The organism is Alteromonas stellipolaris, from assembly GCF_001562115.1.
In the GTDB taxonomy this organism is placed as follows: Bacteria; Pseudomonadota; Gammaproteobacteria; order Enterobacterales; family Alteromonadaceae; genus Alteromonas; species Alteromonas stellipolaris.
On record NZ_CP013926.1, the window covers coordinates 1250933 to 1266096 of the forward strand.

Annotated in this window: 10 protein-coding genes; 8 read left to right on the forward strand and 2 right to left on the reverse strand. The window is 42.6% G+C overall.

The window, feature by feature from the left end:
- Positions 1 to 113: 113 nt before the first annotated feature.
- The 7 genes from AVL57_RS05090 (at position 114) to rmf (ending at position 12679) form a co-directional block, all read left to right on the forward strand.
- Positions 114 to 4952: an NAD-glutamate dehydrogenase gene (locus AVL57_RS05090; RefSeq protein WP_057791795.1), complete on the forward strand. Its 4839-nt coding sequence runs from the start codon at positions 114 to 116 to the stop codon at positions 4950 to 4952.
- A 77-nt stretch (positions 4953 to 5029) separates the two neighbouring features.
- A complete protein-coding gene (gene pyrD / locus AVL57_RS05095) occupies positions 5030 to 6037 on the forward strand; it encodes a quinone-dependent dihydroorotate dehydrogenase (protein WP_057796154.1) in 1008 nt (335 codons plus the stop codon).
- Between the two features lie 75 nt (positions 6038 to 6112).
- Positions 6113 to 8254, forward strand: coding sequence for a bifunctional 23S rRNA (guanine(2069)-N(7))-methyltransferase RlmK/23S rRNA (guanine(2445)-N(2))-methyltransferase RlmL (gene rlmKL, locus AVL57_RS05100; protein WP_057791797.1), 2142 nt, complete (start codon positions 6113 to 6115; stop codon positions 8252 to 8254).
- On the forward strand, positions 8251 to 8484 hold the full coding sequence (locus tag AVL57_RS05105) for a glutaredoxin family protein (RefSeq protein ID WP_013784083.1): 234 nt from the start codon (positions 8251 to 8253) through the stop codon (positions 8482 to 8484). The genes rlmKL and AVL57_RS05105 overlap by 4 nt, the downstream gene beginning before the upstream one ends.
- Positions 8481 to 10421: an ATP-binding cassette ATPase Uup gene (uup, locus tag AVL57_RS05110; RefSeq protein ID WP_057791799.1), complete on the forward strand. Its 1941-nt coding sequence runs from the start codon at positions 8481 to 8483 to the stop codon at positions 10419 to 10421. Before AVL57_RS05105 ends, uup begins: the two co-directional genes overlap by 4 nt.
- Before the next feature lie 12 nt (positions 10422 to 10433).
- The gene (locus AVL57_RS05115; protein ID WP_057791801.1) at positions 10434 to 12200 is read left to right on the forward strand and encodes a DUF3466 family protein; all 1767 of its coding nucleotides are present in this window, start codon (positions 10434 to 10436) and stop codon (positions 12198 to 12200) included.
- A gap of 302 nt (positions 12201 to 12502) precedes the next feature.
- Entirely contained in the window at positions 12503 to 12679 is a 177-nt protein-coding gene (rmf, locus tag AVL57_RS05120) for a ribosome modulation factor (RefSeq protein WP_013784086.1), read from the forward strand.
- An 83-nt stretch (positions 12680 to 12762) separates the two neighbouring features.
- Here rmf and fabA read toward each other — a convergent pair whose 3' ends face one another.
- Positions 12763 to 13281, reverse strand: coding sequence for a bifunctional 3-hydroxydecanoyl-ACP dehydratase/trans-2-decenoyl-ACP isomerase (gene fabA, locus AVL57_RS05125; protein ID WP_057791803.1), 519 nt, complete (start codon positions 13279 to 13281; stop codon positions 12763 to 12765).
- Positions 13282 to 13412: 131 nt separating this feature from the next.
- On the opposite strand from fabA, the gene AVL57_RS05130 reads away from it, so the two are divergent.
- Entirely contained in the window at positions 13413 to 13688 is a 276-nt protein-coding gene (locus AVL57_RS05130) for a hypothetical protein (RefSeq protein WP_013784088.1), read from the forward strand.
- A gap of 124 nt (positions 13689 to 13812) precedes the next feature.
- Here the strand turns inward: AVL57_RS05130 and AVL57_RS05135 are convergent, their stop codons facing one another.
- The gene (locus tag AVL57_RS05135; RefSeq protein WP_057791805.1) at positions 13813 to 15126 is read right to left on the reverse strand and encodes a DASH family cryptochrome; all 1314 of its coding nucleotides are present in this window, start codon (positions 15124 to 15126) and stop codon (positions 13813 to 13815) included.
- Between the last annotated feature and the right edge of the window lie 38 nt (positions 15127 to 15164).

Consider the following 15164-nt stretch of genomic DNA (forward strand, 5'->3'; position numbering starts at 1 on the left):
TGCATAGTTATCTATGCTGTTAATATAAGGTTAAAAAGGGGCTTTTAATACCTCTTAGTTTTAGCGAAAATAGCCACGCAACTTAGCACTTACGACATTTATAAGGTTAACTAATGACAGTCACCTCACAGCGACACTCAGTACTGCTAGATAATGTATTTGCACTCATTGAAAAAAAGGTGGATGCCCAGCAGAAGTCACTCGTGCAGCAATTCGGACGCCTGTTGTATAAAAATATCTCAAGTGATGACTTAGAAGATCGTAACGACAGCGATTTATATGGCGCCACTTTAAGCTTATGGAATGGGCTTGCTAAATTTGATAATTCAGCACCCTACATTCGAGTTTTCAACCCAGAAATAGCAAAACATGGTTGGCACTCAAGCCATACCATTGTTGAAATAATTGTTAGAGACATGCCGTTTCTCGTAGATTCGGTTCGTATGTCACTCAATCGATTAAATATTACTGCGCACTTATTTTTGCATAGCCCAATTGGAATAAAGCGAAATAATAAAAACCAAGTGGCGGAATTTGCAGAGCCTGGCAAGACGGTTGAAAATGCCAGAAAAGAAACAGTGATTTTTATCGAGGTTGACCATCAAAGTGCGAAAAAAGACATTGATGAATTAACTAAAGAATTACACTCAGTCGTAGACGAGGTATCGTTGGCGGTTAAAGACTGGCAAGAAATGACCACTAAGTTAGAAACGGTGGTTAAAGACAGTGCGAAACTAAACTGGCCCGTGTCTGCTGACGAAAAGAAACAAACTAAAGCATACTTACAATGGTTAAGCGATCACAACTTTACCATGATGGGTTATCGTTATTACGACGTGAAGGCCATAGAAGGCGATCATCGCTGGATACCGTCTAACGATACTAGTTTAGGTTTGTTAAAGAACTCTATTAACGACAGAGAGCGCCTCTTGTCGAAATTACCGGCCAGTGCAAGAGCAGAGGCGCTAAGTCAAAGTCCGTTGATTTTGACCAAAACTAACTCTCGTGCTCGTGTTCATCGTCCTGCTTATATGGATTATGTTGGCGTAAAAGCGTTTAACAAAGACGGGCAAGTTATCGGTGAGCACCGCTTCCTTGGCCTTTATTCTGCGTCTTTCTATAATCAAAGTGTGACGCAGCTTCCTATGTTGAGGGAAAAAATCCAGCGTATTTGCGATTTATCTGGCTATGAACCAGGTACCCATGCCTTTAAAGCCTTCGTTAATATTGTAGAAACCTATCCTCGTGATGAGTTACTGCAAACACCAGCGGAAGAGTTAGCGCAAATCGTGATGGGCATATTTCAAATGCAAGAGCGGGGTATTTCACGCTTATTTATTCGCAAAGATGTATTTGGGCGCTTCTTCTCGTGTATGGTATTTGTACCTCGTGAGCGTTATAACACACAATTACGAGTAGACACCCAAGAGCTACTAAAAGCTTCGTTAGGTGCTAAAGAAGAAGTTGAGTTTACTACGTTCTTTTCTGAATCTGTGTATGCACGCACGCATTACATTGCCAGGGTCAACGACAACAACGCGGAATTTGATGTGAAGGAAATAGAACGCAATATTATTGAGCTGACCAAAACATGGAGCGATCGATTAGCTTCATCTATTTCAGCGGCACACGGTGAAGCCCAAGGTAAAGCCCTTGAGCGTAAATATGGCAATGCGTTTTCACGTAGCTATATGGAACAGAACTTACCCGGTGATGCCCTAGTTGATATTGGCAAAATTGAACAGTTAGATGATGATCATACTCTGGACATGTTATTTTATCGTCCGCAAGAAGAGCAGTCTGACAGCCAAGTAGTAAAGCTTAAGTTATTCCATCGTGCTGAGCCGATCCATCTTTCTGACGTATTGCCTATGCTTGAAAACTTTGGTTTGCGCGTAATCGATGAAAGCCCGTACAAAATTACCTGCCCAGATGGTTTTAGAAACTGGGTGATGGACTTCACCATGTTACATAAAAGTGGCCAACACTTTGACATGGAGCGAGCTCAAACCCTATTCCAGGATGCCTTTGCGAAAGTATGGAATAACGACTTAGAAGACGATGCATTTAACCGCTTAATTTTGGGTGCTAATTTAACCGGTCGTAAAGTCACCATTTTACGTGCGTACGCAAAATACATGCGTCAAACCGGCAGCTCATTCAGTCGTGATTATATTGCGAATACTTTGGCGAATTACCCTGATATTGCCCGCTTGCTCGTGGAGTTTTTCGACCAGCGCATTAATCCGAAAAAGAAACGTAACGCGAAGAAAGAAGAAGCGTTACTTGAGAATATTAAGACTCAGTTAGACAGCGTTAGCAATTTAGATGATGACAGAATTATTCGTCGTTATTTAGATATGATGTCGGCTACCCTTCGTACCAACTTCTATCAGCCCGATGAGGCAGGCAATGAAAAATCTTATGTGTCTTTTAAGATGCTGCCTGAAATGATCCCTGATATGCCGTTACCTCTGCCTAAATTCGAAATTTTTGTGTATAGCCCACGTTTAGAGGGTGTGCATTTACGTGGCGGAAAGGTTGCCCGTGGCGGACTTCGTTGGTCAGATCGACAAGAAGATTTCCGAACTGAAATTTTAGGCTTAGTAAAAGCACAACAAGTAAAAAATACGGTGATTGTGCCAGTTGGCGCCAAAGGTGGATTTGTTTGTAAAAAACTGCCCGTTGGCGAGGGCAGAGAAGCCATTCAGGCTGAAGGACAAGCGTGCTATCGCACCTTTATCACCAGTTTGCTTGATATCACAGACAACATTGTAAACGGTGAAGTAGTGCCACCTAAAGATGTGGTGCGATTAGATGAAGATGACCCGTATTTGGTTGTGGCGGCCGATAAAGGCACAGCTACTTTCTCTGATATTGCTAACGGTATTGCTGATGAATTTGGCTTTTGGTTAGGAGATGCTTTTGCCTCAGGCGGCAGTGTAGGTTACGACCATAAGAAAATGGGTATTACTGCCCGTGGTGGATGGGAGTCTGTTAAACGTCACTTCCGTGAAATCGGTATCGATTGCCAAACTACAGAATTTACTGCAGTGGGTGTGGGTGATATGGCGGGTGACGTGTTTGGTAACGGCATGCTTTTATCTAAGCACACCAAGTTAATATCGGCATTTAACCATTTACATATTTTCTTCGATCCCGATCCAGATGCAGCTGCTAGTTACAAAGAGCGCGCTAGATTGTTCGAAAACCCACGATTAACTTGGGAAGATTACGATTCAAAATTGATTTCAAAAGGTGGCGGTATCTTCAGCCGTTCTGCGAAGTCGATTAAGCTCACACCAGAAATGAAAAAGTGGTTAGGCACACGTCAAATGTCGATGACGCCAAACGAACTTATCCATAATATTTTAAAAATGCCTGTGGACTTGCTTTGGAATGGTGGTATTGGAACTTACGTTAAGAGCTCAAAAGAGTCTCATGCAGATGTGGGCGACAGAGCCAATGACGACTTACGTTTAAATGGTAAAGACGTACAAGCTAAAATTGTAGGCGAGGGCGGTAACCTAGGCTTAACTCAGCTAGGGCGAATTGAATATGCAGCTTCCGGCGGCCGTGTAAACACTGACTTTATCGATAATGTAGGTGGTGTTGATTGTTCCGATAACGAAGTGAATATCAAAATCTTGCTTAACAGCGTGGTAAACGACGGCGAGCTTACGGTTAAACAGCGTAATAACTTACTGCACGAGATGACCGACGACGTATCCCGTATTGTGATTAAAGATTGTTATCGTCAAACTCAATCTATTTCGATTACAGAGATGTCAGGCGTAAGCTTATTGAAAGAACAGCTTCGCTTTATTCACGGGTTAGAGCGTGAAGGGCAACTTAATAGAGAGCTTGAGTTCATACCTAGCGATGATGAAATTTCCGATAGAGTGGCGTCAGACCGTGGTCTTACTCGACCTGAACTTAGTGTTTTGATTGCCTATGGAAAAATGGTGTTAAAAGATGCACTGAATATTCCAGAAATCACTGATAACCCTTACCACGGTAAATTGCTGCTTCAAGCTTTCCCTAAGGTGTTACGTGAAAAGTTCAGTACACATATGCAGCAGCATCCACTTAGAAGTGAAATTATTGCCACTAAATTAACTAATAATATGGTTAATGATATGGGCCTTAATTTTATGTTCCGTATTCAAGAAGAAACCGGCGCGAGCGTTGATGACATTGCCAATGCCTACGCGATTGTGCACGGTATTTTTGATATGGAAACGCTATGGAGTCGTATTGAAGACTTAGATAACGTTATTTCCGCTAAGCTACAGCTTAAGATGCTAGATGAAGCTCGCCGCATTATGCGCCGCGCGGCACGCTGGTATATTAGGCATGGTAATAAAGCCTTGTCGATTGAAGAGGCTATTGCGAGCTATCGTGAAACTTTCAATAACTTGTCTAAAAATCTACAGAACTATTTAGTAGAAGCTGAGTACTCACAGCTAGAAGAGAAAACAAGCACCTATGTGTCGCAAGATGTACCGAAGGATATTGCGTATCAAGTGGCGAGTTTCTCAAATATGTTTTCGAGTTTCGACCTAGCACACATTGTTGCAGCTGAAAAACATACCGTTGATGTTGTGGCTCGGTTGTACTTCCAGCTTGGCTCTAAACTTGAGTTGCATTGGTTCTTAGATCAAATTAACAATCAAGCCGTCAGCAACCATTGGCAAGCACTTGCCCGTGCTTCTTACCGGGAAGAATTGGATTGGCAGCAGCGTTCCATAGCCGCTAATCTTCTTCAAATAAACCCAGAGGCTAGCGATGCAGACAAAATTTTGGAAGATTGGATGCAGAGCAACCAAGTGTTGTTGAAACGCTGGTATCATATGATGTCAGAGTTTAAGACCAGCTCAACCCACGAATTTGCGAAATTTTCTGTCGCATTACGTGAATTGATGCTTTTAAGCGTGAAGTCTAGCCATTAGAATACACGCTATCAAAAATGACGAAGCCCTGTAAAACAGGGCTTTTTTATACCAAATACAAGCGAAAACAAACACCTATGCAATCATTAGTGCAAAAACTGTTGCTTCAATGCGAACCCGAGAAAAGCCATGATTTCACTATCAACTGGTTAAATAAAACGCAACACACGCCGTTGAAGTGGGCTTACAGCACCACAACAATTAAAAAGCCAGTCACGATTGCAGGTATAACCTTTGATAATCCTGTGGGTTTGGCAGCAGGTTTAGACAAGAACGGTGATTGTATAGATGCATTTGCCGAAATGGGTTTTGGTTTCGTAGAAATCGGTACGGTTACGCCTCGCCCACAAGTGGGTAACCCTAAGCCTCGGTTATTTCGAATTCCTGAAAAACAGGCCATCATTAACCGAATGGGCTTTAACAACAAAGGCGTTGACCACTTAGTTTCTCAAGTGAAAAAAGCCCAGTTTAAAGGGCCTATTGGCATCAACATTGGTAAAAATAAAGATACTGATGATGCTAAGGCACTTGATGATTATCTTATTTGTTTGAATAAGGTTTATCCGTACGCCAGTTATGTCACTATTAACATATCTTCACCCAATACCCCTGGTCTTAGGAACCTTCAATATGGTGAAGCGCTAGATACGTTATTGGTAGGCCTTAAAGCAGCGCAAGAAACCCTTACACAAACCCACGGCAAGTACGTACCACTATTTATAAAAATTGCACCAGATTTATCAGATGGTGAGATACAAAGTATTGCGCAATCGTTACTCGCCAGCAAAATGGATGGCGTTATTGCCACCAATACCACGCTTTCGCGAGACGCTGTTCAAGGGTTAAAGCATGCTGATGAAATGGGTGGTTTGAGCGGTTCTGTCTTAACCGACATGAGCCTGAACGTAACGAAAAAGCTATCTAGTGCCCTTGATAGAGCTATTCCTATCATAGGTGTGGGCGGTATCGATTCTCCTGAAACCGCAAAAGCACGTTTAGATGCAGGAGCATCACTAGTTCAGGTATACTCTGCATTCATCTATCAGGGTCCCGACCTCGTTAAACGCATTGTAAAAGCGCTATAATTAGCCAAAGCGACACATTACAGTTTTATACACTCAAGCGTGTGTCAATAAACACACGCTCTATCAGGTAATTGAATGAATACTATTCTGGCAACAACCAGCCGCGGTCTTGACGAACTCCTTAAGCAAGAAATACTCAATTTGTGCCCAGATGCAGAAATTAAACAGTCTCCGGGCATGTTGCAGTTTGAAGGAAGCAAAGAAGACGCTTATAAACTTTGTCTTTGGTCCCGTTTAGCCAACCGCGTTATTTGGATCTTAGGCACAGGAAAGGCAGGCAATGCTGAAGAGTTGTATAAGACAGCCATGGATATTGATTGGCAGATGCATATGGAATCTCGCCATACGTTGTCTGTGCAATTTATCGGTACTAACTACGAAATTAAGAACACCCAATTCGGTGCGGTAAGAATTAAAGATGCGATTGTTGATCAATTCGTAGAAGAAGGCCTAGCTCGCCCGTCGGTTGAGCGCAAAATGCCGGATTTCCCCGTGTACGCCAGACTTCAACGAGATAACGTGATTATTGGTCTTGATATGGCCGGTGCAAGTTTGCATCAACGTTCATATCGTCAAGAAACGGGTGATGCACCACTTAAAGAACATATTGCCTGCGCCATGTTAATGCGCAGTGGCTGGACTGAAAACATGGACAAGCCTTTGGCTGACATGATGTGCGGTTCGGGTACTATTGCAATAGAAGCGGCTTTCATGGCACGTAATATTGCCCCAGGCATAAAGCGTGAATATTGGGGCTTTAGTAAATGGCTAAGCCACGATGCCGCTTACTGGGATTCATTAGTCAATGATGCCATTGCGAATCAAATAGAAAGTAAAAGCGAAATTTTTGCTGCCGATTACAACCGCAGAATGATAGCCATAGCCAAAGACAACGCAGATTATGCGGGCGTATTTAACGATATTAAATTCAGCAACCAAGACGCGACTAAGTCGTCACCGCCAGTTGCGACGCCAGGTTATATGGTGTCTAACCCACCTTACGGCGAACGTTTGGGCGAGCTTACCGCACTTATTCCGCTTTTCAGCGAATGGGGCAAGCGCTTTAAAGAAGCATGGAAAGGTTGGCACGTTTCATTGCTTAGCAGTAACCGTGACTTATTGCGTGTGTTAAAGCTACGCGCAACCAAAGACTACGGCATGAACAACGGTAAACTAGAGTGCCGTTTAGTGAACTATGTGCTAAGCGAAGAGAACACAGTTCAGTTTACTGAAGATGCGTCGAACCACGAATTTGCCAATCGCTTAAAGAAAAATCTTAAGAAAATGAAGGGTTGGATCAACAAAGTTGATACTAATTGTTATCGTATTTACGATGCCGATTTGCCCGATTACAACGTGGCAATTGATAGGTACGGCGACTGGCTGGTAGTACAAGAATACGCTCCACCTAAAACCGTATCGGAAGACAAAGCCCGTAAACGCTTGCAAGAAGTACTACTTTATTTACCTACCGTTACCGGCGTATCGCCCAAGCAAATTGTGCTTAAAGTGCGAAGTCAGCAAAAGGGTACTAAGCAGTACGAAAAAATTAACCAGTCTGGCACCATGATGGAAGTGTACGAAAACGGTGCGCGCTTATTGGTGAACTTGACTGACTATTTAGATACTGGTTTGTTCTTAGATCATAGAAATACTCGTCAAAAAGTTATGCAGCTTGCCAAAGGTAAAGATGTGCTTAACTTATTTGCTTATACCGGCAGTGTGTCTGTGTTTGCAGCTAAAGGTGGCGCGAAATCGGTGACTACCGTTGATATGTCTAACACCTACCTTGATTGGGCGAAAAAGAATGTAGCGCTTAACAAACTAAATGGCCCACATGCTTTTGTTCAAGCGGACTGCACATCGTGGTTAAGCGATCATAAAGGTAAATACGATTTAATTTTTATCGATCCACCTTCATTTTCAAATTCTAAGCGTATGCAAAGCACATGGGATGTACAACGCGACCACGTTACTATGCTAACGAATGCCAGAAACTGCTTAAACGATGGCGGTACGTTAATTTTCTCTAACAATAAACGCGGGTTTAAGTTAGATGAAGAGGCGTTACAAGCCTTAGGTTTCAGTCTTGAAAATATAACCCAAGAAACCATACCCGAAGACTTTTCTCGCCGCGGAAACATTCACAAGTGCTGGATCTTGTCGTTATCGAGAGATGCTTTATCAAAAGAAGCATTATCAAGCGAAGCGTTATGAAAATAGTGTTTTACACGGGGCCGCAATGTAGTTTATGCGATTTAGCCGACATTGAGTTGGCTAATACGCAGCAGTTTTCTTCGTTAAACGTTGAAAAAGTAAATATTCGTAATAGCACCGATTTGTATCATTTATACGGTGCTCGCATTCCTGTTTTGAAACGGGAAGATAATGGCGCCGAAATTGGCTGGCCATTTGATACCAACGCATTGGAGACATTCTTACAGTGAGCATTTTGCAGTTAAAGAACATCACTGTTATCTACGGTAACCCCCCTTTATTAGATGGCGTTGAACTGATTGTTCAACCCAAAGAGCGTGTGTGTTTAGTAGGCCGAAATGGCAGTGGTAAATCTACCTTAATGAAGGTGATTTCAGGTGATGTGATTGCCGATGATGGACAGCGCATTATCGAAAGCGACACCATTATTGCTCGACTAGAGCAAGATCCGCCGCAAACCACAGACGTGACGCTTTTCGATTACGTTGCTGAAGGGTTAGCAGATGTAGGCGACACCATTAAAGCCTATCATCATCAGACCAAGCTAGTGGCTGAAGACCCTAGTGAAGCTAACTTAAATCGCCTTCAAACCTTGCAGGAAACGCTAGAAGCCCGTGATGCATGGCAATTTGAGCAGCAAATAGAACAAACTCTTACCATGCTCAAACTAGAGCCTGATATTTCATTGTCTACCTTATCAGGTGGTTGGCGCCGTAAGGCGGCACTTGCACGGGCGTTGGTTCGTTCACCCGATTTATTGTTATTAGACGAACCCACCAACCACTTAGATATTGAAATGATTCGTTGGTTGGAAAGTAGTTTATCTAACTATAACGGTGCCATTGTGTTTGTGAGCCACGATAGGGCGTTTATTCGTAATATGGCAACCCGTATTGTGGATTTAGACCGTGGCGGATTAACCAGTTACCCAGGTAACTACGAAACCTACTTAGAGAAAAAGCAGCAAGACCTTGAAGTTGAAGCTGCCCATAACGCCGAATTCGATAAGAAACTGGCGCAAGAAGAAGTATGGATCCGCCAAGGTATAAAAGCCCGTCGTACCCGTAATGAAGGCCGTGTACGTGCATTGAAGAAGCTCCGTGACGAGCGTAAAGCAAGGCGCGCAGTGCAAGGTAATGCGGTGGTAAACCAGCATCAAGGTGCACGCTCGGGCAAAATGGTGTTTGAAGTCACCGATTTAGATTACGCCATTGGTGGTAATCAAATTGTGAAGGGATTAAACCTTAATGTATTACGTGGCGATAAACTTGCTTTAGTCGGCCCTAATGGTAGCGGGAAAAGTACCCTGATTAAGTTGTTATTAGGTGAACTTACCCCAGATAAAGGTAACTGTAAGCAAGGCACTAATCTTGAAGTGGCTTATTTTGACCAACATCGCCATGGCTTAGATTTGGAACAAACAGTGATTGATGCTGTAGGTGACGGAAAACGTGACCTTATGGTTAACGGGCATCCAAGACACGTTATCAGCTATTTACAAGATTATTTGTTTTCACCTGAACGGGTGAATGCGCCGGTGAAGTCATTGTCTGGTGGTGAGAAGAACCGGCTAATGTTGGCCAAGCTAATGCTTAAGCCCAGCAACTTGCTTGTACTCGATGAGCCAACAAACGATCTTGATGTTGAAACGCTAGAGATGCTAGAAACCCTGTTAAATGAGTATGCTGGCACGGTTTTACTTGTAAGTCATGATAGAGAATTCGTTGATAACGTGGCCAATAGTTGCGTTGTCTTTGAAGGCGAGGGCTTTTTACGGGAGTTCATTGGTGGCTTTACAGATGTAGAGAGCTGGTACAAAGATCAGAATGCTAAACGTCAACAAGTGATTAAAGACGAAAAAGCCAAAGTAAAGAATGAAACTAATTTAAGTTCGAATAGTCCTAGTGCTAAGTCTTCTCCCCGTAAGACGAAAAAGTTATCATATAAAGATCAACGAGAACTTGAATCGCTGCCTGCAGATATTGAGCAGTATGAAAATGAATTAGCTGAAATGCAGTTGTTAGTTAACGACCCTGAATTCTTTAAAAAAGGGAACGATGAAACTGCAAAAACCTTAGCTCTGTTAGCAGAGAAAGAACAAGCCTTATCCCAGAAGTATGCGCGCTGGGATGAATTAGAAAGTATGCTGGAAGATAATCAGCAGTAAATAGGATTTTAGATGAAACGAACTCAGCTTGCCGTCGCCGTTCTGTTGGCAACAGGTAGTGTTTCGGCAGTGGCCGAAACCTACACCGTGACACCAATTCCTTTGCAGGATGTTGGTCAAAATACCTTCGCTCGTTCAATTGATAATACCGGCAAAATGTTATCAATGGTGCAGCTAGAATTTAACCCACCTGTTGATTTGGATCAGCTAGTCGATGACACCAGTTTCTTCACCACCTATTCTGGGACTCTTGAAGATGAAGATGATGCGCTACAAGGTGTATTTACTGACGCTGATTACACCTTAGTTGTCAACTTCCTTCTTTCAAACCAAGGTAGTTCTATAGGTCAAAAGCTCGCGAGCTTCAGAACCTATTCCACTGATACTACCGATATAGATTTGGTGCCTGGTTTAGATGAAGTTACTGATCAATTCGATGATTACACCCAGTCTGTAGAAGCTGGCGGCAGAGACAGCGTAAGTGGTAACTTTATTGTAGGTGATTCTCCAGGTGTTGTTGTTCTGGACGAATACGAGAACGAAGATGGCGACACCATCAATTACACTTACTCTGAGTTGCCACAACAAGCGTTTGTGCAAACCACAAGCGGAACTAAAATTATTCCAGCGGTTGATGATACCCTAGGTGGCTTTTCTTCAGCTCGCGCTGTGAATCAAAATCTACAGGTTGCTGGTTTCAGTACTGTTAGCTTTTTAGATACGGTTGAGGAAGCCATAGAAACCTGTGAAGACGATGAAACCCGTGGAGATATTCCCGAAGGACGATGTTATTACAGCATTTACGGTGGAGATTTCAACGTACCGCGTATTTCTAGTTACTTTGTGACGAACTCTACCAACTATTTACCTGCATTCGTACTTTCATCAGAAGTCAATGCCACTATTTGGCAGTTAGATGTTAACGGTGATGTAATAAGCACTGATACATTCCCATTGCTTTTCACACCTGAAGAAGACGACACCTCACATTATTTTTCTTATGCTTATGACATTAATGAGCAAGGTATTGCTGTAGGTGAAGCGTTAACGGGTGATGCCGTTACAATTACACGTCCTAACTCTTCGGGTTTGAATGAGAGCGAGCGTGTTGCTACCGTTTATAGAGACGGTGAAACACAGGAGCTACTTCCAAGAGAAGAAAACTTAATTAGCCAAGCAATGGCGATTAACGATAACAATTGGGTTACTGGTGCAGTGTTACGTGAATCGAGTGATATTGCGCGTTCACGTTTATTTGCTTACAACTTAGATACCACTGAGCAGTTATACCCAGACGGTTTCTTTGCGACCGCTGGTGTTCAAGCAAATGCCATCAATAATAATAATATTATTGTTGGTAAATCAGACTTCGATGCGACATCTGATACTGTTCGTGAAACTCATGCTTTCATGTTCAATATTGAAACTGAAGAGTTTCTAGATTTGAACGACTTAACGCCGTGCGACAGTGAATACACCTTGCTAGAAGCCATCGACATTAACGACAACGATGAAATTATTGCTAATGCTCGTGTTCGTTCCACCAGTAAGTACGTTACTGGTGCTGATGTGATTAGCTCAGAAGGTGAAACGATAGAAGTAGATGCTATTATTGCTGTTAAATTATCACCTACTGGTGGCGCTATCGACGATTGTAGTATTGATGACGACGGTGAGGAAGTTAATGATAACTTTGAGCGTAGCGGAGCTTCTACGAGCTTATTTGGCCTATTTACGCTAAGTTTATTAGCCATATTCCGTCGCAAGTTGAAGAAATAATCAATTCGTTTTTTTTATAGTTATATTTCAAAGGCCGCGAGTTTCTAGCGGCCTTTTTTATTGCTAAAGGATTTAAAAACTGAAATATATATGCCTAAAAAGTGTAATATAAAATTCATCGATATTTCATAACATTACTAAATGTCAATGCACTCTTTACAATAATTATGTTGAACCATTTGGCACATTGCACTATCACAGTAGTGTGCACAATGACTTTTCCGCCACTATCAATTTAAAAAGATGTATTGGGCCCGAGAGAGAATTTGTAGCACATCCTACAAAGTTAAAGAGGCTAATCAATGAAAAGACAAAAAAGAGATAAACTGACACGCGCCCATTCAAAAGGGTATCAAGCTGGTATTAGCGGTCGTTCAAAGGATATTTGTCCTTTTCAACAGAATGACGCTCGGTCTGAATGGTTAGGAGGCTGGCGCGAGGCGGTAGAAGACAGGCATGTAGGTCTTAGTGTCAAATAACGTCTTCTCTCTTACAAAGTGATTAAGCAATGAAAAAGCCCCATTTATGGGGCTTTTATCGTTTTTGAAGTGTGTCGGTTTTCTTAGAAGTTAGACGTGTCTTGGAACAAACCTACTTTAAGATCTTTCGCGACATAAATTTCTCTGCCATCTACTTCAACAGAACCATCTGCCATTCCCATGAAAAGCTTACGTTTGATAACACGCTTCATGGTAATTTTATAAGTAACCTTTTTGGCGGTAGGTAAAATTTGCCCTGTGAATTTAACTTCACCCACACCAAGAGCTCGGCCTTTACCTGGCCCATCACACCAGCCTAAGAAAAACCCGACCAATTGCCACATGGCATCTAAGCCCAAGCAACCAGGCATTACAGGGTCGCCTGGGAAGTGACAATCAAAAAACCAAAGGTCAGGCGTAATGTCTAACTCAGCAATTATTTCACCTTTTCCATGTTCACCGCCATCTTCAGTTATAGAAACGACACGATCCATCATCAACATGTTAGGGGCGGGTAGTTGGCTGTTACCAGGACCGAACATTTCACCGCGGCTACATGCTAATAAATCTTCTTTGTTAAAACTATTTTTTCTGTCTGACATTCCCAACTCGTTGTTTTTTAAATTCGCGGTGCTAATTTAGCGAACACTTGTACGCTAAACAACTCCGAACAGTCATTTTTCTAAATAAAAACGCGTGTTAAACTCGAACTACTAACGAGCTAGTGATTACTATGACAGAAAATACGAAAAACAGCACAATAAAAGAGAAGGCAAAAGCGAATGCTGATAAGCAACGCCGCTTTCGAGAACGTCAACGAGATGCAGGGAAAAAGCTTGTAAGAGGCTATGTTTCTCCAGAAGCTAAGCTTTGCTACGATGAAATACGAGAGAAAACAGGGTGGAGTGATAGTGAAGCCGTGTCTAACTCAGTACGTTTGATGTATGCGGCTTACAAATGCGGCCAAATTAAATTGCTTAATGAGTGGTTACGTAAAAACAACCGATAACCCATTTTTACTACCTTTAGCAGGGTTACACGTAACCGAAGCGGCAGAATTTAATGCTCGCAGGCTACGCATAACTTGAAAAGGAGCTGACTAATTGTGCATGTTATTGTGACAAGTAATGGCGTCAGCCTAGCCACTTTGCACAGAACTCACCATTGGGGTCGTAAATTTCGGTTTGCTTCTGCAAATTAAATTGCCGATTCTCACGAGGGTCTGTACCTACACCTGCCAAATAAAGCCAATTTCCCCAATTGCTAGCCACATCATAATCCAGCAATTGGCTTTCGAACCAAGCCGCGCCGTAGCGCCAATCTTGCCTGAGTTCATTCACAAAGCAACTTGCCACCAACTGTCGACCTCGATTAGACATATAACCCGTAACAGCCAGCTGGCGCATACACGCATCCACAATGGGATATCCCGTTTGCCCATTACACCAACTGACAAAGACTTGAGGGTCGTGGCTGGTATTTGGCATTTTTGATTTTATGCCATCGAATTGAAACCATTTAGGCCCAAACTTTTGTTGAAGCCAATAAAAATACTCACGCCAAAGCAACTCAAAATAAATCCAATAGGTTGAGTCATTCTTAACTACGTTTTGTTCGTACTTCTTCACTTCTTGAATGACATATCGTGCCGACAGCGCACCCGTGGCTAACCAAGGTGATAGTTTAGTGCTGTCACGCCAACTATCTAACGCATTTCGTGTTTCTTTATAACTAGCTGCCACTTTCCATTCGAACAAATAACTGTTTAAGTGAGAGTGTGCGGCCTCTTCGCCTCCAACGAATGTCCCTTCTGCTTGATTACGGGAAGGGCAACGGTTGAGCGTATATCGGCTTTTTGTGTCGATATATGGCGTGAAAGGGCTAGGCAATGCGGTTAAGGTCGCTACAGGGTCGCAAGGCTTTATTGCAGATTCTATTTTACGCTTAAAAGGGGTGAAGACATCTGGCATGACTTCAAGATTAAAAGGAAGGTCATCTTGATTAAACAGTGAGCTAGATTCGCCCAATACTATTTCTATATTGGGGAAAAAACGAGAAACAGCTTCGACTTCTCTGCGCTCGTTATAGCCGCCATGCGCGGTAACACCAAAGTGCGTATAGGCATTAGATGAAAGCAAAGACACAAGTAGTTCAGGTGTTTGGCCCTTTAAGGTCAAAATAGAGTGACCCAAAGCGCTCGCTTTTTCGTTTAATGCTTCTATTGTATCTATAAGAAAATTAAAACGATGTTCACCAACGGGTTGTATACCGTAGGAGTTCGGTACAAACCAGCTGTCATCAATAATATACAGCAGCGTTAATTCGTCTACCTGCTGACAAAGCGATGATAGCGCCACTTGGTCGTGAAAACGCAGATCGTGGCGAAACCAAAACAGGCCTCTAGTAGGTGTTGTTGAATCACGTATCACATGATTATCCAGTAACATAGGGTTCCCTCCCTTATACCTTTTTTTGGGGTAAACGG